The following is an 18,495-nucleotide window of genomic DNA, read 5'->3' as shown; positions in this document are numbered from 1 at the left end:
GCTCCTCGCAATGACGAGGAGAGAGCGGTATTTAAGCCTCGCGCTGCTTCAACAACGCCTCGACATCCAGCCGCTTCGTGAACATCGCAAGCTTGCCATCCGGCCCGAGCGGCCATTGCTCTTTCGGCTTGTCCCAATACAGCTCCACGCCGTTCTCGTCGGGATCGCGCAGATACAACGCCTCGCTGACGCCGTGGTCGCTGGCGCCGTCAAGCGCAATGCCGGCCGTGAGCACGCGGTGCAGCGCATCCGCCAGCGCCGGCCGCGTCGGATAGAGGATCGCGGTGTGGAACAGGCCCGTCGTGCCCGGCGGCGGCGGCGAGCCGCCCTTGCTCTCCCAGGTGTTGAGCCCGATGTGGTGATGATAGCCGCCGGCCGAGATGAACGCCGCACCGGAGCCCATGCGCTGCATCAGCTCGAAGCCGAGCACGCCGCAATAGAAGCCGAGCGCACGATCGAGATCGGCGACCTTGAGATGAACGTGGCCGATCCTTGTGCCGGCATGGACGGCTGGGCTTTGCGACATGGTGCTGCTCCGTTGACCAACTCCAGATAAGGCCGGCTCCGGGACAGTGCTACCTGCCTATCCCGAAACCCATCGTTTCCGGATACGAAACTATGAGAGCTCCGGCACCTCGCCCTCCGGCAGCTCGAACTCGAACGTGTTCAGCGTCATGGATACCATTGTGTAATAGCCGCACAGCCCGATCACCTCGACCACGCCGCGCTCGCTGAGGACCTTCACCGCTGCATCGTAGAGGCCCTTCTCGACGCCATGGCCTTCATGCAGCGACTTCGCGACGTCGTAGATCATCTGGCCCTTGGGATCGTCGAAGACAGGCGTGCGGCGATCGCGGATCGCGTCGATGATTTCAGGGTCCATGCCGCCCTGGAGCGCCAGGCGCTTATGCGCATACCATTCGTAATGCGCAGTCCAGTGCCGCGCCGTCACCAGGATCGCGATCTCCGAAAGCTTGGCGGGGAATATCGTGTCGTAGCGCAGCACTTCGCCGAGCCGCGTGGCGTGACGGGCCATGTCGGGGCTGTTGAGCCAGGCCATCATCGGCGCCGGCGGCTTGCCGCGCTTGCCGGCAATCGACTCGTCATAGGTCTGCCGCTGGCTCTCGTTCATTTCGCCAGGCGAAAGTAGTTTCAGGCGCATTCTCGTTTCCTCTTTGTTTTCAAGCGGCCATGCCATCGACTATAGCCGAATGCGGCGCGGCATGCGCGGTACGGAAGTGGTTGAATTCCACGGTGCGATGGCCCAGAGTCGCGCCCAACAAGTCGATTTTGATTGATGGAAACGACCAATGACTGACTCCAAAGCCAGCGACACAGAGACGGCCGATCTCGAACAATTCCGCGAGCAAACGCGCGCCTGGCTGGAAGCCAACTGCCCGCCGGAGATGCGCAAGCCCGTGACCTCTGATACCGACGTGTTCTGGGGCGGGCGCAATACGAAATTCGCGTCCGAGCCGCAGCGCCTCTGGTTCGAGCGCATGCGCGACAAGGGTTGGACCGTGCCGGATTGGCCGAAGGAGTATGGCGGTGGTGGCTTAAGCGCTGCCGAGCACAAGGTGCTGCGCGCCGAGATGGCCAGGATGGGCGCGCGTCCGCCGCTGTCGAGCTTCGGCATCTGGATGCTGGGGCCGGCGCTGCTCAAATACGGCAACGAGGCGCAGAAGAAGGAGCACCTGCCTGACATCGCGGCGGGCCTGATCCGCTGGTGCCAGGGTTATTCCGAGCCGAACGCCGGCTCCGATCTCGCCTCGCTCCAGACCCGCGCCGAGAGCGACGGCGATGATTTCGTCATCACGGGCTCGAAGATCTGGACGTCCTACGCCAACTACGCCGACTGGATCTTCTGCCTGGTGCGCACCGATCCCACGGCGAAGAAGCACGACGGCATCAGCTTCATCCTGTTCGACATGGCCTCGAAGGGCGTGACGACCAAGCCGATCCTGCTGATCTCCGGCTATTCGCCGTTCTGCGAAACCTTCTTCGACGGTGTCCGCGTGCCGAAGTCCCACGTGGTCGGCACTGTCAATCGCGGTTGGGACGTGGCAAAATATCTGCTCCAGCATGAGCGCGCGATGATATCAGGCATGGGCGAGCGCGGCGTCGGCCGGCCGCTCGGCCAGATCGCGGCGGATTCCGTCGGCACCGATGCACAAGGCAAGCTCGACGATTCCATGCTGCGCGGCCGGATCGCGAGCTTCGACGTCGATGAGGCCGCGCTCGCCGCTTGCGCCGAACGTGCGGTCGATCTCGCCAAGGCCGGCCAGGCGCATCCGGCGTTCTCGTCCGCGATGAAGTACTACGGCACCGAGCTCAACAAGCGCCGCCACGAGATCCTGATGTCGGCCGGTGGCGTCAACGCGCTGGAATGGGAGAGCGAGCGCTCCAGGCAGGGTGCCCGCCCGCGCGCCTGGCTGCGCACCAAGGCCAACTCGATCGAGGGCGGCACGACGGAGGTGATGCTCGGCATCGTCGCCAAGCGCATCCTGGATTTGCCGGGGGCGTGAGCACGCTCTCACGACCCGCCCGTCATTCCGGGGCGCGCGACTTGTCCGCCGAAGCTCGAAGAGCGAAGGCGGAAGCGCGAGCTAAGATGCGCAATTGCGCATCTGAGAATCCATAACCACCAATCGGGAGTATGGATTCCGGGCCTGCGCCTACGGCGCATCCCGGAATGACGAAGACAAAATAGATTTCGCATCGGAAACACGCACATGGCCCTCGTCCTCACCGAAGAACAATCGATGCTCCGCGACTCAGCGCGCGGGCTGATCAGCGACAAGGCGCCGGTGTCGCACCTGCGATCCCTGCGCGACGCCAAGGATCCCACCGGCTTCTCCAAGGAGCTGTGGCATTCCTTCGCCGAGATGGGCTTTGCCGGCCTCCTGGTGCCGGAAGAGTTCGGCGGCAGCGGTCTCGGCTTCATGGAGGCCGGCATCGTGATGGAGGAGATCGGCCGCACCTTGATGCCGTCGCCGTTCCTCGCCACCAGCGTGGTGGCAGCCTCGGCGCTGAATCGTGGCGGCAATGCTGCGCAGAAGTCGGAATTCTTGCCGAAAATTTCCAACGGCTCGTTACTCGCGACGCTCGCGATCGACGAAGGCGCCAAGCATCGCCCGCTTCAGACCAGCCTGCAGGCGGTGCGCGCCGGCAACGGCTTCAAGCTCTCCGGCGCCAAGGCGCTGGTCGTCGACGGCCACGTTGCGGACCTCTTCATCGTCGCGGCGCGCACCGCTGGCGCCGCCGGCGAGCGTGAAGGGCTGACGCTGTTCCTGGTCAATCCCAAGGCCAAGGGCGTTGCGATCGAGCGCACCATCATGGTCGACGCGCACAACGCGGCGCGGATCGAGCTTGCCAATGTCGAGGTCAACGCCGATAGCGTGCTCGGCGAGGTCGATCAGGGTGCAACGCTGCTCGACGGCGTGCTCGACATCGGCCGCGGCGCGGTCGCCGCCGAAATGGTGGGCCTGAGCGAAGAGGTCTTCAACCGCACCGTCGAGTATCTCAAGAACAGAAAGCAGTTCGGCAAGCTGATCGGCGAATTCCAGGCGCTGCAGCACCGCGCCGCCGAGCTCTATGTCGACATCGAGATTACCCGCGCCGCCACGATGAAGGCGCTCCAGGCACTCGATGCCGACGTCGCCAAGGCCGCATCAAGCGTCGCCGTGGCCAAGGCCCGCGCCGGCGCCACCGCCACCCGCGCGGTGCAGGAAGGCGTGCAGATGCATGGCGGCATGGGCATGACCGACCAGTTCGACATCGGCTTCTTCATGAAGCGCGCCAGGGTGTGCGAGGAGCTGTTCGGCGACGCGAACTACCACACCGAGCAGCTGGCAAGGGCGCGGGGTTATTGAGCTGCGTTGAGGAGAGGCGCGAGGGGCGCGCCTCACACGCGGTGTCGTCGCCCGGCTTGACCGGGCGACCCAGTACGCCGCGGCCTGTCCGCATACGATTGACGTCTCGGAATACTGGATCGCCCGGTCAAGCCGGGCGATGACAGTTGAGAGTGTGGAGAGCGCCTGCCCCAAGCTCCGTCATGGCCGGCCTAGTCCCGGCCATCCACGTTCTTGCGGTGCCTCAAAAACGTAGATGCCCGGGACTAGCCCGGGCATGACAATTGAGAGCGTGGCTGCAACCGAAGTCTATTACCGCATCGGCGGCGCGTACTGCACGCCACCGGCATTCCACAGCTGGTTCATCCCTCGCGGGATCTTCAGCTTGGACTTCTCGCCGATGTTGCGCTCGTACATCTCGCCGTAATTGCCGACGTTGCGGATGATGCGGACGACCCAGTCCTTGGTGAGGCCGAGCTGCTCGCCGTAATTGCCCTCGGTGCCGACCAGGCGCATCACTTCCGGCTTCTTCGACTTCAGCGCCTCGTCGATGTTCTCCGAGCTCACGCCGAGCTCCTCGGCGTTGATCATCGCGTAGAGCGTCCACTTCACGATCATCATCCAGTCGTCGTCGCGCTGGCGCACCACGGGTGCGAGCGGCTCCTTGGAGATCATGTCCGGCAGGATCATATGGTCGCCGGGCTTGGAGAGATTGAGCCGCAGCGCGTAGAGCTGCGAGACGTCGGCGCTCAGCGTGTCGCACTTGCCGGAGTCGTAGGCCTTCACCACGTCATCTAGCTTGTCGAACTTCACCTCTTCATACTTCATGTTGTTGGCACGGAAGTAGTCGGCGACGTTGAGCAGCGTTGTCGTGCCAGCCTGCACGCAGACCTTGCTGCCGGTCAGGTCCAGCGAAGTCTCCTTGTTGCGTGAACGCGGCAGCATGAAGCCGGCGCCGTCGTAATAGGCCACCGCCGGGAAATAGAGGTCATAGTCGAGCTCGCGCGCCATGCTCCAGGTCGAGTTGCGCGAGAGGATGTCCACCTTGCGGCTCTGCAATTCCTTGAAGCGCTCGCTGGCGTCGAGTGGAACGAACTTGGCCTTGCCGGGATCGTTGAAGATGGCGGCTGCCACCGCGCGACAGAAATCGACGTCGAATCCGGTCCAGTTGCCCTTGTCATCGGGGATCGAGAAGCCCGGCAGGCCCTTGTTGACGCCGCACAGCACCTCGCCGCGGCGAACGGTGCGCTTCAGGGTGCGGGTATCGTAGAACTCATAGATCACCGCCAGGGCGCCGACCAGTACGGCAACGGCGAGCCCGATCAGCAGGCCGCCTCGAAAAGTGCGCATCATGTTGCTCTCTCGAAATAATCGGGAAAAGGACTATTCGCTAAGGCGAGGAAGATCAGAGTTCGGGCTTCTGTCGGATGACCACCTTGGTGCCAACCGGGACGCGATCGTAGAGATCGGCGACGTCATGGTTGACGAGACGGAAGCAGCCCGAGGATACCTTKGTGCCGATCGTATCAGGACGGTTGGTGCCGTGGATGCGGTAGACGGTGGTGCCGAGATACATGGCGCGGGCACCGAGCGGATTGCCGGGGCCGCCGGCCATGAAGCGCGGCAGATAGGGCTGTCGCTGGATCATCTCCGGCGGCGGCGTCCAGTCCGGCCACTCCTTCTTGTTGGTGATGTTCACCAGCCCCTGCCACTGGAAGCCGTCGCGGCCGACGCCGATGCCGTAACGGATCGCGCGCCCGCCCGGCTGCACCAGGTAGAGGTGGCGCTCGGCGGTCGAGATGATGATGGTGCCCGGCGTTTCGGTGGTGCGGAAGTACACGACCTGCTTCTGCCATTCCGGCTCGAGCTGATAGGCGTCGTCGGCGACCAGCCCCGGCTCGTCGCCGCGGTCGAGCTGCTGGGCGGAGGCGTATGAGGTGGTCAGGACCAGGCCCAGCGCCGCGATGAACGCCCCGGTCAGGCGACGATAATCCGTCATTTCAAGCTCTCCCCGCTGCCACAGCGTAAATCATTCGGACCATCTGAACTCAGGGGCAGCTTCGTGGCAAGTTCATGGCGCGCCCGGCTGGTATGTCACGAGAATGCTTTGGTTTTTTGACGAGGCCGGGCAATGCCACAAACAGGGGATGGCGCGAAAAGCCTAGATTGTCGCGGCAATGGTGGTGCGCTCCCTCCCCCGCTTGCGGGGGAGGACGATCGCACAGGAGTTCCTAGCGGCGGTCTGAGCGCGCGCCTCGTCCTTCGAGACGACCGCTTCGCGGTCTCCTCAGGATGAGGCTAAGACGCATCGGAGCCCGTCGAAATTGTCGCCGCGCACTCCGTCCTCATCCTGAGGGCCCGCCGTAGGCGGGCGTCTCGAAGGATGGCCGCAGGCGACTCTGTCAGATCGCCTTCAAATGCGATCGCGACGCCGCAAGCGGGGGAGAGCTAAATCTTGTTATTCTCCGCCGCGATCCCGAGCCGCCGGACGATTTCGGTCCCCACCGCGCGGGCCTCGATCCGCGACCCGATTCGTGGGCTGCGAAAGCGTCGCCCCGAGCGCAACCGGATCGTGACGATGCAGTGCTCGTCCTCGGACCGGCCGCGGCGGTCGACGGTGATCGTCTTCACGTCGTGCCCCTCGATATGGTCGGCGCGCGGCGTGCCGTCGCCCCACAGGCGTTCGACGCGGATATCGCTCTCGCGGATGATCCAGAACGCGCCGGTCACGAGATTGGCGTATCTGTAAACCGCGAATGCGGCGATCGCGCCGAGCGGCAGCAGCAGGATGTCGACATGGCTGGGCGGCCATCCACGCCAGAGCTTGTAGGCGTAGGGAACGGCGGACAAGGCGACGGCAATCAGCGCGACTATCCTTATGTCCCGGGCGGAAAACGCCTCGAGCGGCTCGCCGAGACGCATTTCGGGATTGCTGGCATCGAGCGGATTGACGGGTGACTCGACGTCGGGGACATCGAACTGCGCGGCGATCCGCGCCACGGTGTCGCGTACATGCGTGACGTCCGAGATTGGCGGGGACGTCAGGCGCTCCCCCGAGGCCAGTGTGAAGGCCAGCTGGAAACGGGCTTTCGCCCGCTTGCTGCCGGGAACCTGTAATCCCCTGATGTCGTCTTTCGCGACGATCCTGGTCCGGAGTTTTCCGAACGGTCGCTGTTGCCCGATCAGGATCTCGTTCGGCGTGATGATCCACACCACCGCAGGCGCCAGCATGATGCCGGCCACGAACGCTGCTCCGACGAGCAGCGCGGCCACCGAGACGATCACCTCCAAAGTGTCGTGGGTGAACAGGCCCGGCGTGAAGCACAGCGCCACGGCGGCCGCAAAGCCGGACATGACCAGCCGCTGCGCGATCGAGGCGCCTTCGCGAAGGCGAATGTCGGGGCTGGTGGTCGCGTCGTCCATTGCGGGCGCTGATTCCGTCGCTCGGGAAACTCCACGGACGGGTCCGTGGAGTCAAGCAACAACGGCGGCAGCGGCGAGCCGGCCTCAGCTGCTGGCGTTCAGCAGCTTTGCCACGGTGCGGTCGATCTCGTCGTAGCGGCCCTCGCCCTCGTGCTGGAACACGATCTTGCCGTTCTGGTCGATGATGTATTGCGCCGGCCAATACTGGTTCTGGTAGGCGTTCCAGGTCTTGGAATCATTGTCCTGCGCCACCGGATAGGTGATGCCGTGGCGCTTGAGCGCGGCCTGCACATTGGCGGCGGAGCGCTCGAACGGGAATTCCGGCGTGTGCACGCCGACCACGACGAGGCCCTTGTCCTTGTACTTGGCATAGAGGTCGGTGACGTGCGGCAGCGTGTTGACGCAGTTGACGCAGCCATAGGTCCAGAAGTCGACCAGCACGACCTTGCCGCGGAGGTCGGCGATGCCAAGCGGTTTCGAGTTGAACCAGGTGTTGATGCCGGTGAAGTCGGGCGCAGCCTGCTGGCTTACGGCAGCGGTGACGACAGGGGTGGCGCGCGCGGCCTCGTCGCAGATGCCGGGGATGACGGCGCCTGTCACAGCCATGCCGATCAGTGAGGCGGAGACGGCGAGCAGTTTGAAAGTCATGGAAGCGTCCTCCGGTGAAGATGAGGGATGATCACAGGCCGATCTGGCCGGTGGGATAGAATCCTGTGAGCCACGCCACGATCAGCGTGTCGTATTGGAAGTAGGCGGCGACCGCGAAAGCGATCACGACGACACCAAAGCCCTGCTGCAGCCGCGGCGAGATCCGCGCGAGGCTGCGCACGCGCGTGGTCGCAGCCTGTCCGCCATAGGCGATCGCGAGCATCGGGATCGCTGCGCCGATGGCATAGGCAATCAACAGCACGCCGGCCCAGCTGGCGTTCTTCGACGTCGCGACCAGCGTCAGGATGGAGCCGAGCACGGGACCGGCGCAGGGCGTCCAGACCAGGCCGAGCGTGGTGCCGAGCACGAGGCCGCCGAGCGCACCCTCGCGCTGCACGGCGCCGGAATTGCCGAGATCGAGCCAGCCGTTGAGCCGGATCGAGAGCCATTCGAACGGCGCCGGCCACAGCATCAACAGGCCGAAGCCGAGCAGCAGGATCGACGCGGCCTCGCGCAGCACGTTCGGATCGAAATCGAACAGGCGCGTGATCGCACCCAACAGCAGCGCGGTCGCCGAGAACGAGACGACGAAGCCGAGCGCGATCATCGCGGGCCGCAAGTGCCCCGCCCGCCCGATCGAGGCGCCAAGCAGGATCGGCAGCATCGGCAGCGTGCAGGGCGCGGCGATGGTCAGGATGCCGGCAAGGACGGCGAAGACAAGTTCGAGCATCGGGCACTCGTGAAGGAGGTCACGAGGGCAGTTCGGGATGGATGCGCGGGTTGTTACGTGGCGTCACGCCTTCGTGAGGGGCGGGTGCCTGGTGTGGGGCGTGCCGGGCGGCACTGCGAGGCAGCCCTGTTGGCCACGGCGCCGGCGCGCTCCCTCCCCCCTTGCGGGGGAGGGTTGGGGAGAGGGGTAGCCCCGGGATAAGGTCTATCGAGCTTCGATCGTGCCGCGCACGACAAATCGAGGGAGTCCCCGTGCGGTACCCCTCTCCCTGCCCCTCCCCCGCAAGGGGGGAGGGAATGAAAGAGCGGTGCCTACCTCACTCCAGCAGGAAGCGGGCCCTCAACCACCCGCCAAACACAAAACGACCCGGAGGGGGGCATCCCGTCCGGGTCGCTGGAAGTCTTGGGAGGTTTAACGAAACCGTATGTGAGCTTTATAGGAGGGAAGTTTTTCCGCGCGATGTTGTGCTTTGTTTCAATTGTTTCGTCGGCGGTAACACTTCCGTGTCCGGGGGCAGGGCCGAAAGTGCGGTCCTATCCCATTGAAATCCTTGGCCTTAGGCGGCGAAACGGTCGACGCCGGCGCCCTTAAGCAAATCGGCCAGTTGTTTGCGGGCATAGAACATCCGGGTCTTCACCGTGCTCTGCGGGATGCCGATGATCTGACCGACCTCCTCCACCGACTTCTCATGGTAGTAGACGAGGTTGATGATCTCGCGATGCGCGGGCGACAGTTTTTGCACGCAGGCGCGCAGGATGGCGCTGGTGTCGTTGCGGTCGAGCGAGGTCTCGGGCGTCTCGGCATCGTCAGGAATCTGGCGCACGTCGTCCTGGTCGATGTCCTCGAAGCGGCGCTGGCGCATCGCGGTCAGCGCTTTGAAGCGTGCGATCGAGAGCAGCCAGGTCGAGACCTGCGAGCGGCCCTGGAACTGGCCTGCGGTGCGCCACACGTCGAGGAACACCTGGCTGACGAGGTCTTCCGCCGTGGTCGCGTCACGCACGATGCGCAGGATGAAGCGATAAACCCGCACATTGTGCCGGCAATAGAGGATGTGCATGGACGTCCGGTTGCCGTCCGCAATGCTTTCAAGAAGCATGTCGTCCGAGGTCGCCTGAGCGGCAATGATGCTCTGGCTGGCTTGGGCGTTGATGGCGATGACGTTCGGCATTGACTTGCTCCCCGTAGCGCCGCAACCGAGCGGCGTTTCCTTGGACCAAAGTGTTAATCAGCGAACGTTTCGGGACGTCTGCACGAAAAGCGAAAAATGGTTTCGTGCGCCGCCAAATTGTTTCGTCGGACAGGCCGCGACGAAACATTCGGGGCGAAAAGCCGTGGAATTTCAATGTACGGAAAATACGGGGGTGGGGATTGGGGAGCGCCCGGGGCCGCCGGGAACGAAATTCCGGGCTTTGCGTTCGGTCGCGCCACCCATGCCGTCATTCCGGGGCGCGAAGCGAGCCCGGGACGACAGCGGTAGGTGCCGCGCGCCCTACGCCTTCTCGCCCGCGGGCGAGAACAGATAGCCGCCGCCGCGGATGGTGCGGATCACGGCCGGCTTGGTCGGGTCGGGCTCGATCTTGCGGCGGATGCGCATGATGCGCAGATCCACAGCGCGGTCGAAGGCTTCGGCGTCGCGCGCATTGGCCAGTTCGAGCAGGCGCTCGCGCGACAGCACGCGCTTCGGATTGGCCGCGAACACTTTCAGCAGCCCGAACTCGGAGGCGGTGAGCGGATGCTCGTTGCCTTCGTCGTCGCGCAAGGCCTGCGCTTCGAGGTCGAGCCATTTGGTGCCGAAGCGCACCAATTGATCCTTGTCCGATTTGGCGGGCGCGGTCTCGGCCGCCTTCACCGGCGTGCTTCGCCGCAACACCGAGCGGATGCGCGCCATCAGCTCGCGCAGCTCGCAGGGCTTTGCCACGTAATCGTCGGCGCCGAGCTCGAGGCCGACGACGCGGTCGATCGGGCTCGCGGTCGCCGTCAGCATGATCACGGGCACGTTGATGCGGCTCTTGAGGTCGCGAATGATCGAGAGGCCGTCTTCCTCGGGCATGTTGAGGTCGAGCACGACGAGGTCGGGCATGCTGCCGTCGATCGCGGTGCGCAAGCTCTTGCCGCCGTCGCACAGCGTCACGGTGAAGCCGTGCATCTTGAGGTAATCGCCGACCATCTCCCTGGCCGGGGCCTCGTCGTCGACGATCATGATGTGCTGGCTTTGGGTCATATCACTCAGATCTCGGTACTCGAATCACGGCAACTCGGTCGCGGGCAGGGTGATGGTGAAGGTCGATCCCTTGCCGGGACCGTCGCTCTCGGCCGTCACCTCGCCGCCATGCATGTCGATAATACGCTTGACGATGGAAAGCCCAAGCCCCGTCGAGCTCTCGCCCGCGGTCGGTTTGGCCGACAGCCGCTGGAACCGGCCGAACAGGCGGCCGAGATCCTCCGGCGACAGGCCGGCGCCCTCGTCGCTGACGCGGACGACGGTATCGCTAGCCTCATGGGTGACGGCGACGATGATCTTGCCGCCGATCGGGCTGTATTTGATGGCGTTGCTGATCAGATTGTCGATCGCCTCGCGGATGCGGTCGGTGTCGCACATGGTGACGATGTTGGGGGGCGCCGTGACGCTGATCGCCTGCTGCTTGTTGACCGCGAGCGGGTGGTTGGCATCGGCGACCTCTTTCACCAGCGCCGCGACGTCGACCGGCTCGCGGCGGATGGTGATGTCGAAGGCATCGGCCATCGCGTCCGAGATCAGATGATCGACCATCGTGGTCAGGCGCTTCGTCGCATCGCGGATGTGATCGACCTGGGCGACCACGCCGTCGGACGAGGCGCCGGTCGAGATCAGCTCCTTCAGCATCTCGGTGCGGCCGAGGATCACGCCGAGCGGGTTCTTGAGGTCATGGGCGACGGTGCCCAAAATCTCGTTCTTGAAGCCGTTGGCGCGCTGCAGCCGCAGCCATTGCGCCGAGAGGCGGCGGTTGGCCTGCATCAGCGCGCGGGTACGCTGGGCGACGCGGTCCTCGAGCTGCGTGTTGGCGTCCTGGAGCTGCTGGTAGAGGATGACGTTGTCGAAGGCGATCGAGAGCCGGCTGGAGAAGATCTCGACCAGCGAGCGGTCGGTCTCGGACAGCTCGCGCTCGGCCTGCAGCAGCACCACCACCTCGCGGCCGGAGCCGGTCCGCAGATAGATCACGCTGCGGTGGTCGGCGAATTCGTTCTTGCGGCCCTGGAACGCGGCTTCCACCATCGTCCGCAGATCGGGGTCGAGCGCCTTCGACGACGTCGTGCCGATGAAGCGGCTGTAGCAGCCGCTGCCGGCGAGCACGGAGAGCTCGGGGTCCACGCCGCCATTGTCGCGCAGCACCAATATGCCGGCGCAATCGACATTGAGCAGCGAGGCGAGCTGGGTCAGCACGCCCTCGGCGAGCCGCTGCATCGACTTGAAGTCGTACAGCGTCGAGGCCGCGTCGATGATGATCTCGAGCCCGCGCCGCGTCTGCACCATGCGCTCGAGCTGCTGATAGGAGCGCAGCGCCGCGGTCAGCGAGGTGAACAGCTTGTCGGCGGTGAGCTCGGTCTTGGCCTTGTAGTCGTTGATGTCGTACTGGACGATCACGCGCCGCTCCGGCGCCTGGCCGGGCTGTCCCGTGCGCAGGATGATACGCACGGTCTCGTTCTTGAGCTCGTTGCGGATGAACTCGACCAGCTCGAGGCCGGCGACATCGGTCTCCATGATGACGTCGAGCAGCACGGCGGCGATATCGCCATGCGCGGCCATCAGCTTGCGACCTTCCGCCGCGGAATGGGCGGAGAGGATCTCCAGCCCCTGGCCGTTGAGGCTGTAGTCGGACAGCGCGAAGCGGGTGCCGTCGTGCACGGCCGGATCGTCGTCGATGACGGCGATCTTCCACTTCCGTGCGTTCTGGTCCTCCGGTGCGGTACCGGTATCGTCGATCAGGTGGAGGACATCGTCCTGTTCGGCCATTGAGAAGTCCCGTCAGTCTCTGTGCTTTGCGCGCCGCCCTTGGCGACCCGGGGCATGATAATGCGAAAAGTAGTGCCTTGTCCCAGCTTGGATTCCAGCATCATGCGCCCGCCGAGCTGCTGGGTGACAAGGTTATAGACGATATGCAAGCCGAGTCCCGTACCACCTTCATTGCGCCGGGTGGTAAAGAATGGGTCAAAGGCCTGGCGCTGCACGTCAGGGGTCATGCCGGCCCCGTCATCGGCGAAGATGATCTCGATGTCGTCGGTCCCGCGCGGCCGCGCCGAGATCGTGATCGTGCCGGCGCGGCCGTCGGCAAAGGCGTGGTTGGCGGCGTTGAGGAAGAGGTTGGTCAGGATCTGGCCGTAGGAGCCGGGATAGCCGTCGAGCAGGAGTCCCTCGGGCACGTCGGCCTGGAGCGTGATCGGCGAGCGCTTCAGGACCGGACGCAGGCTGGCGATGATCTGGTCGGTAGCTTCGCTGAGTGAGAACTGCCGCCGCTCGGCATGCGAGCGGTCGACCGCGACCTGCTTGAACGACTGGATCAGCTCGCCGGCGCGGGTGAGGTTGGCGACGAGCTGCTGCGAGGCGTCGCGCGAGGACTGCACGAACTCCTCAAGCTGCGAGCGGCGCAGGCCGCCGTCGCCCTTGAGCTGGGCCTCGAAGATCTCGGTGCGCCGGGCGAAGCTGGAGGCGACGGTCAGGCTGATGCCGATCGGGTTGTTGACCTCGTGCGCGACACCGGCGACGAGGCCGCCGAGCGCCGCCAGCCGTTCGGCGTCGATCAAATTCTGCTGCGCGGTGTTGAGCTCGAGCAGCGCGCTCTCGGCCTTCTCCTTGGACGCGCGCAGCTCGTCCTCGGTCTCGCGCTTCGCGATCGCGTTCTCGCGGAACACCTCGACCGCGCGCGCCATGGCGCCGACCTCGTCGCGTGCCTTGGTGCCCTGCACCTCGCGGTCGAGGTCGCCGAGCGTGATCGCGCGCATCGCGGTCATGATCTGCTGCAGCGGCAGGCGGATCGACAGCGCGATCAGCACGCCGGCGGTGAGGATGATGCCGAGGAAGATCACCGCGATCGACAGCACCCGCCGCGAGATATCGGCGAGGGTACGATCAAACGTCTCCTGCGCCTTCTGCTCGCGCTGGCGCATCTTGGTGGAGAGGTCGTCGATGGCGCCGATCGCCTCGGCCTGGCTGGCGTCGATGGTGTTGCGCAGCAATTCCGTGCGGCTCGTCAGCTGCTCGGAGAGTTTCGCAAAACCCTCGCGCAGCGCCATGGTGCGGGTCCCGAGCCGTTGCAGGGCCATGCGCTGCAGGTCGTTGTCGGCGAGATCGATCATGACCGGAATGGTCTTCTCGATCGTCTCGGTGTTGCGGCGCGCATCATCAGCGGCACCGGGCGACAGCGAGAGATAGTAGGAGTTGGCGGCCACCAGCATCGCGGTGAAGGCCTCGCGTGACTTGCCGAGCGAGGGCCAGATCAGGGCGTCGCGATGACCGGTGGCACCTTCGATGATGGAATAGAGACCGGCCATGTCCCTGGCCGGGCCCTGCACCTGCTCCTCATAGGTCTTGGCGATGGTCGCCTGCACGCTGCGCAGCTCGCCGAAGCCGTTGAGGAAGCGGTCGGTGGTGCGCTCCAGCTCCTCGACGGAGCCCGACAGCATCGGGTCCTTGGCGGCACGGTCGGTCAGCGTGCCCAGCACCGCCTCGCGCAGCAGCAGGATCTCGGCGAACAGGTCCGGGCTCGGCTGGTTGATGTAGCGGTGGATCAGATTGTGCAGGCGCCCGGTCTCGCTCTCGAGCAGCGCCAGGATGCGGTCGGACTCGCGCACCTGCCGGACGTCGCCCCAGGCCGAGCCCAGCACCTGCGTGCCGTTCCAGATCAGCCCCACCAGCACCACGACCACGGCCGAGTTCAGCGCCGCGATCGACAGGATGCGCCAGCGGATCGGCACCGCGCGGAGCATCCCGACCAGGCGTGCGCGCAGCCGCCCGAGCGGGCCGGGCGGCCTGTCTGCGTGCTCGCTGTGTCCAAGTGCAGCCAAGCGGCTCACTCCACCTTGCGAATGCGTTCGATCAGCGCGGCCGCGGCGGGATCGCGCCCCGCCTTGGCATAGATCGCAGCCATCGCCTCCTCGAACGGCTTGCGGTCGATATCCCTGGCGACGGTGATGCCGGCGGCTTCAGCCTTGTGCTGCGACTGCTCCTCGAGGTCGTGCCACTTCTCGCGCATGAACCGGCTGGAGCGAGCCGCGGCCTCACGGAAGATCTGCTGGTCGTCCGCCGACAGGCTTTTCCAGGCCTTCAGCGAGATCACCAGCACTTCCGGGCTCATCGTGTGCTCGGTGAGCGCGAGGTGGCCGGCATGTTTGTAATGGTCTGTCGTCACGAAAGATGGCCAGTTGTTTTCGGCGCCGTCGATCAGATGGTTGGCAAGCCCGGTGAGCACCTGCCCGTAGGGCATCTCCACCGGCTCGGCGCCGAGCGAGCGAATCATCTCGCTCATCAACTCCGACTGCTGCACCCGGATCCGCAATCCCCTGAGGTCGGCGACAGTCCGTGTCGGACGGACGCCGTTGTAGATCGACCGCGCGCCGGAATCGTAGAAGGCGAGCCCGACGAAGCCGTAGGGCTCGAAACTGCCGAGGATCTCGCTGCCGATCGGCCCGTCCAGCACCTTCTGCATGTGCTCGATGGACCGGAACAGGAACGGCATGGCGAGCACGTTCATCGCCGGGACGAAGTTGCCGATCAGCGCCACATTGGTCCGGTTGAGGTCGATCGCGCCGACCCTGGTCTGCTCGATGGTCTCCTTCTCTTCGCCGAGCTGACGGGAGTGGAACACCTTGATCTCGTGCCGGCCGCCGGTGCGCTCGGCAATCAGCGCGCCCATGTAGCGCAGCGCCTGGACGGTCGGGTAATCCTCGGCCTGGGTGTCGGCGGCGCGGAATTCGCGCGCAGCTGCGCTCGTCGCGCAGACCGCGAGCAGAAGCGCGACGAAGATCAACCCGGTCCGCGAGAGTTCGGCACGGTTCAACACTGGCACACTCAACCCCTCAGTGGTGGAGTCTATGGCGAAGCCAAAAGGTTCAACGCAATCTAGCAGATGGTTGAGGGAAGGCCATCCCGCCGCACCCGGCGGCGCGATTGTGCGGCGCGGCCGCCGTTCATTCCCGGTTGAAACAGGAAATGCCGCGCCTTAAGCAGGTATGGTCGCCTTTTGCCGCGCGACACGGGAAGAGCCATCGTGATTTCAGCATCGAGTCTTTTGCGGATCGTCGCCGCTTTCATCGTCCTCGCAATGCCTCTTCAGGCGCGCGCCGCCACCGACATCGCGCTGTGGCACGCCATGTCCGGCGAGCTCGGCCGGCAGCTCGAGAAGCTCGCCGCCGACTTCAACGCCTCGCAATCCGATTACCGCATCGTGCCTGCTTACAAGGGCAGCTACACCGAGACGGTGACGGCGGCGATCTTCGCCTTCCGCTCGCGCAGCCAGCCGGCGATCGTCCAGGTCAACGAGGTCGCGACCGCCACCATGACCGCGGCCAAGGGCGCGATCTATCCCGTGTTCACCATGATGCGGGACATGAACGAGCCGTTCTCGCTGGGCGATTACCTTCCTGCAGTCTCCGGCTATTACACCGATGCGGCCGGCAATCTGTTGTCCTTCCCGTTCAATTCCTCGACGCCGATCCTCTATTACAACAAGACCATGTTCCGCGACGCGGGCCTCGATCCGGAGACGCCGCCGAAGACATGGCCCGAGCTTGGGCTTGCCGCAAAACGCCTGCGCGAGCGCGGCGCTGTGTGCGGCTTCACCACCTCCTGGCCGTCCTGGATCCACATCGAGAATTTCTCCGCCTTCCACAATCTGCCGCTCGCGACGCGGACCAATGGCTTTGCGGGGCTGGATGCCGAGCTGACCATCAACAACCCGGTCGTCGTGCAACACATCGCCCAGCTCGCCGAGTGGCAGAAGGACAAGGTGTTCGACTACGGCGGCCGCGGGCAGTCGGCCGAGCCGCGCTTCCAGAAGGGCGAATGCGGCATCTTCATCGGCTCCTCGGCGACGCGGGCCGACATCAAGGCGAATTCGAAGTTCGACATCGGCTACGGCATGATGCCGTATTGGCCCGATGTGAAGAACGCGCCGCAGAACTCGATCATCGGCGGCGCCACGCTGTGGGTGCTGCGCGACCGCCCGCGCGCGGAATACAAGGGCGTGGCGCGGTTCTTCGCCTATCTGTCGCAGCCCGGCGTGCAGGCGGCCTGGCACCAGAACACCGGCTATCTGCCGATCACCCGCGCCGCCTTCGAGCTGACGCGCGCGCAGGGTTTTTACGAGCGCAATCCGGGCTCCGCGATCTCGTTCGAGGAGATCACGCTGCATCAGCCGACGGAGAACTCGAAGGGCATCCGGCTCGGCTCCTTCGTGCTGATCCGCGGCGCCATCGAGGACGAGCTGGAGCAGGCCTTTACCGGTCAGAAGGGCGCGCAGGCTGCGCTCGATGCCGCGGTCGAGCGCGGCAACAAGCTGCTGCGCCAGTTCGAGCGCGCCAGCCCGGACCGCTAGCGCATGCGGGAGTGCGCGCCTCGTCCTTCGAGACGACCGCTGCTCGCGGTCTCCTCAGGATGAGGCTAAGCGGCATCGATGCCCGCCAAACTTGCTGCCACGCACTCCGCCCTCATCCTGAGGAGCCCGCCAAAGCGGGCGTCTCGAAGGATGGGCCGCGGGGGAAACTGCTCTTGAAATGCATAAGGTCGCGATGTCGATGAAACTACCTCACTTCACCGACGCGGAAAGCTTTCGTGCCTTTCGCTCCGATCCACGGCAATGGCTGGGAAATGCGCTCGACATCGCCCGCAGCCACGGTCTCGATACCAGCGCGCCGCACGTGTTTGTAACAGGCACCAATCTCGTCGTCGGCCTCGGCGAGAAGCTGATCCTGAAAATCTTCCCGCCGCTTCTGCGCGCGCAATTCGTCTCCGAACGCGGGTCGCTGGCGCAGCTTGCCGGCCGCCTTCATCTGCCGATCCCGGAGATCGTCGCGGAGGGGGAGCGCGACGGCTGGCCTTACCTCGTCATCACGCGCCTTGCCGGCACGCTCGGCTCGGAGGTGTGGCCGCAGCTGGCGGAAGACCAGAAAGAGCGCCTGCTGCGCCAGATCGGTGAGACCATCGCCGCCGTGCAGCACGCGCCGCTTGGTCCGCTCGCAAAGATCGAACCGCGCTGGGACGACTTCATGCGCGCCCAGATGGAGGGATGCAAGGCGCGGCACACGCGCCTTGGCCTTGCGCCGAAATTCCTCGAAGGCTTCGACGATCTCCTGCGCGACGCCGCAAAACTGATCCCGATGGATGCGCCGCCGGTGATTCTGGTGGGCGAATATATCCCCCAGAACTTCCTGCTCGCCTGCGACGACGGCAACTGGTCGCTCGCCGGCCTGTTCGACTTCGGCGACGTGCTCGCGGGATGGCGCGATTACGATTTGCTCGGCCCCAGCGCCTTCATGGCGGCCGGCCGGCCGGGGAGGGTGCGCAGCCTGCTCGAAGGCTTTGGCTATGCGACGCTGGATTTCGCACTGAAGCGCCGGCTGATGGCGCTGATGCTGCTCCACCGCGCCAGCGACCTCAACAGCCACGTCTGTATCGAGGGCTGGCAGGACAGGGCGAACGATCTCGTCGAACTCCAGGATCTGATCTGGCCGGGCTGAACCGTCCGGGGAATGACGTCCTGCTCAATCCGGCAGCGCTCAATCTTTCAGCCCATTTTTGGAGCAGAATCGCATCTTTGTATGCAATTTACCGGGTTGCCCAAAGAGCGATCAACCACCGAAATATCGAAAAAG

At 65.0% G+C, this 18,495-nt stretch carries 16 protein-coding genes; 4 read left to right on the top strand and 12 right to left on the bottom strand.

The window, feature by feature from the left end:
- Nucleotides 1-31: 31 nt before the first annotated feature.
- Nucleotides 32-526: a VOC family protein gene (locus AC1DW2_RS18945; protein ID WP_028155211.1), complete on the bottom strand. Its 495-nt coding sequence runs from the start codon at nucleotides 524-526 to the stop codon at nucleotides 32-34.
- Between the two features lie 90 nt (nucleotides 527-616).
- Complete coding sequence (locus AC1DW2_RS18940) at nucleotides 617-1,162, bottom strand: carboxymuconolactone decarboxylase family protein (protein ID WP_014491220.1); 546 nt, start codon at nucleotides 1,160-1,162, stop codon at nucleotides 617-619.
- 148 nt (nucleotides 1,163-1,310) lie between these two features.
- Here AC1DW2_RS18940 and AC1DW2_RS18935 point away from each other — a divergent pair, with 148 nt between their 5' ends.
- A complete protein-coding gene (locus tag AC1DW2_RS18935) occupies nucleotides 1,311-2,525 on the top strand; it encodes an acyl-CoA dehydrogenase family protein (RefSeq protein WP_477006920.1) in 1,215 nt (404 codons plus the stop codon).
- A gap of 207 nt (nucleotides 2,526-2,732) precedes the next feature.
- Nucleotides 2,733-3,872 carry an acyl-CoA dehydrogenase family protein gene (locus tag AC1DW2_RS18930; RefSeq protein WP_477006919.1) on the top strand — a complete coding sequence of 380 codons (1,140 nt, stop codon included), beginning with the start codon at nucleotides 2,733-2,735 and terminating at the stop codon, nucleotides 3,870-3,872.
- A 291-nt stretch (nucleotides 3,873-4,163) separates the two neighbouring features.
- On the opposite strand, the gene AC1DW2_RS18925 is transcribed toward AC1DW2_RS18930, so the two are convergent.
- The 10 genes from AC1DW2_RS18925 to AC1DW2_RS18880 all read right to left on the bottom strand — a co-directional run bounded on the left by AC1DW2_RS18925 (nucleotide 4,164) and on the right by AC1DW2_RS18880 (nucleotide 15,692).
- The gene (locus AC1DW2_RS18925) at nucleotides 4,164-5,201 is read right to left on the bottom strand and encodes an amino acid ABC transporter substrate-binding protein (RefSeq protein WP_063985936.1); all 1,038 of its coding nucleotides are present in this window, start codon (nucleotides 5,199-5,201) and stop codon (nucleotides 4,164-4,166) included.
- Nucleotides 5,202-5,256: 55 nt separating this feature from the next.
- Complete coding sequence (locus AC1DW2_RS18920) at nucleotides 5,257-5,850, bottom strand: L,D-transpeptidase (RefSeq protein ID WP_477006918.1); 594 nt, start codon at nucleotides 5,848-5,850, stop codon at nucleotides 5,257-5,259.
- Between the two features lie 449 nt (nucleotides 5,851-6,299).
- Complete coding sequence (locus tag AC1DW2_RS18915) at nucleotides 6,300-7,274, bottom strand: hypothetical protein (RefSeq protein ID WP_477006917.1); 975 nt, start codon at nucleotides 7,272-7,274, stop codon at nucleotides 6,300-6,302.
- Nucleotides 7,275-7,358: 84 nt separating this feature from the next.
- Nucleotides 7,359-7,922: a thioredoxin family protein gene (locus tag AC1DW2_RS18910; protein ID WP_477006916.1), complete on the bottom strand. Its 564-nt coding sequence runs from the start codon at nucleotides 7,920-7,922 to the stop codon at nucleotides 7,359-7,361.
- A 31-nt stretch (nucleotides 7,923-7,953) separates the two neighbouring features.
- Entirely contained in the window at nucleotides 7,954-8,652 is a 699-nt protein-coding gene (locus AC1DW2_RS18905; protein ID WP_085403979.1) for a cytochrome c biogenesis CcdA family protein, read from the bottom strand.
- A 556-nt stretch (nucleotides 8,653-9,208) separates the two neighbouring features.
- Entirely contained in the window at nucleotides 9,209-9,820 is a 612-nt protein-coding gene (locus AC1DW2_RS18900; RefSeq protein ID WP_028151983.1) for a sigma-70 family RNA polymerase sigma factor, read from the bottom strand.
- A gap of 321 nt (nucleotides 9,821-10,141) precedes the next feature.
- A complete protein-coding gene (locus AC1DW2_RS18895; protein ID WP_028151984.1) occupies nucleotides 10,142-10,873 on the bottom strand; it encodes a response regulator in 732 nt (243 codons plus the stop codon).
- Between the two features lie 24 nt (nucleotides 10,874-10,897).
- Nucleotides 10,898-12,643, bottom strand: coding sequence for an ATP-binding response regulator (locus tag AC1DW2_RS18890; RefSeq protein WP_063979952.1), 1,746 nt, complete (start codon nucleotides 12,641-12,643; stop codon nucleotides 10,898-10,900).
- Nucleotides 12,613-14,613, bottom strand: coding sequence for a sensor histidine kinase (locus AC1DW2_RS18885; RefSeq protein ID WP_223154137.1), 2,001 nt, complete (start codon nucleotides 14,611-14,613; stop codon nucleotides 12,613-12,615). The genes AC1DW2_RS18890 and AC1DW2_RS18885 overlap by 31 nt, the downstream gene beginning before the upstream one ends.
- Nucleotides 14,614-14,696: 83 nt before the next feature.
- On the bottom strand, nucleotides 14,697-15,692 hold the full coding sequence (locus tag AC1DW2_RS18880) for a TRAP transporter substrate-binding protein (RefSeq protein WP_477006915.1): 996 nt from the start codon (nucleotides 15,690-15,692) through the stop codon (nucleotides 14,697-14,699).
- A 201-nt stretch (nucleotides 15,693-15,893) separates the two neighbouring features.
- Here AC1DW2_RS18880 and ugpB point away from each other — a divergent pair, with 201 nt between their 5' ends.
- Together ugpB and AC1DW2_RS18870 are read left to right on the top strand one after the other, a co-directional pair.
- Nucleotides 15,894-17,219, top strand: a complete 1,326-nt coding sequence (gene ugpB, locus AC1DW2_RS18875; protein WP_477006914.1) for a sn-glycerol-3-phosphate ABC transporter substrate-binding protein UgpB — start codon at nucleotides 15,894-15,896, stop codon at nucleotides 17,217-17,219.
- Between the two features lie 193 nt (nucleotides 17,220-17,412).
- Nucleotides 17,413-18,360, top strand: coding sequence for an aminoglycoside phosphotransferase family protein (locus AC1DW2_RS18870; RefSeq protein WP_477006913.1), 948 nt, complete (start codon nucleotides 17,413-17,415; stop codon nucleotides 18,358-18,360).
- Nucleotides 18,361-18,495 lie beyond the last annotated feature (135 nt).

The organism is Bradyrhizobium sp. P3_C3, assembly GCF_056402655.1.
The sequence above is the reverse complement of the archived record's forward strand: the minus strand, read 5'-3'. Positions and strand labels throughout refer to the sequence as shown.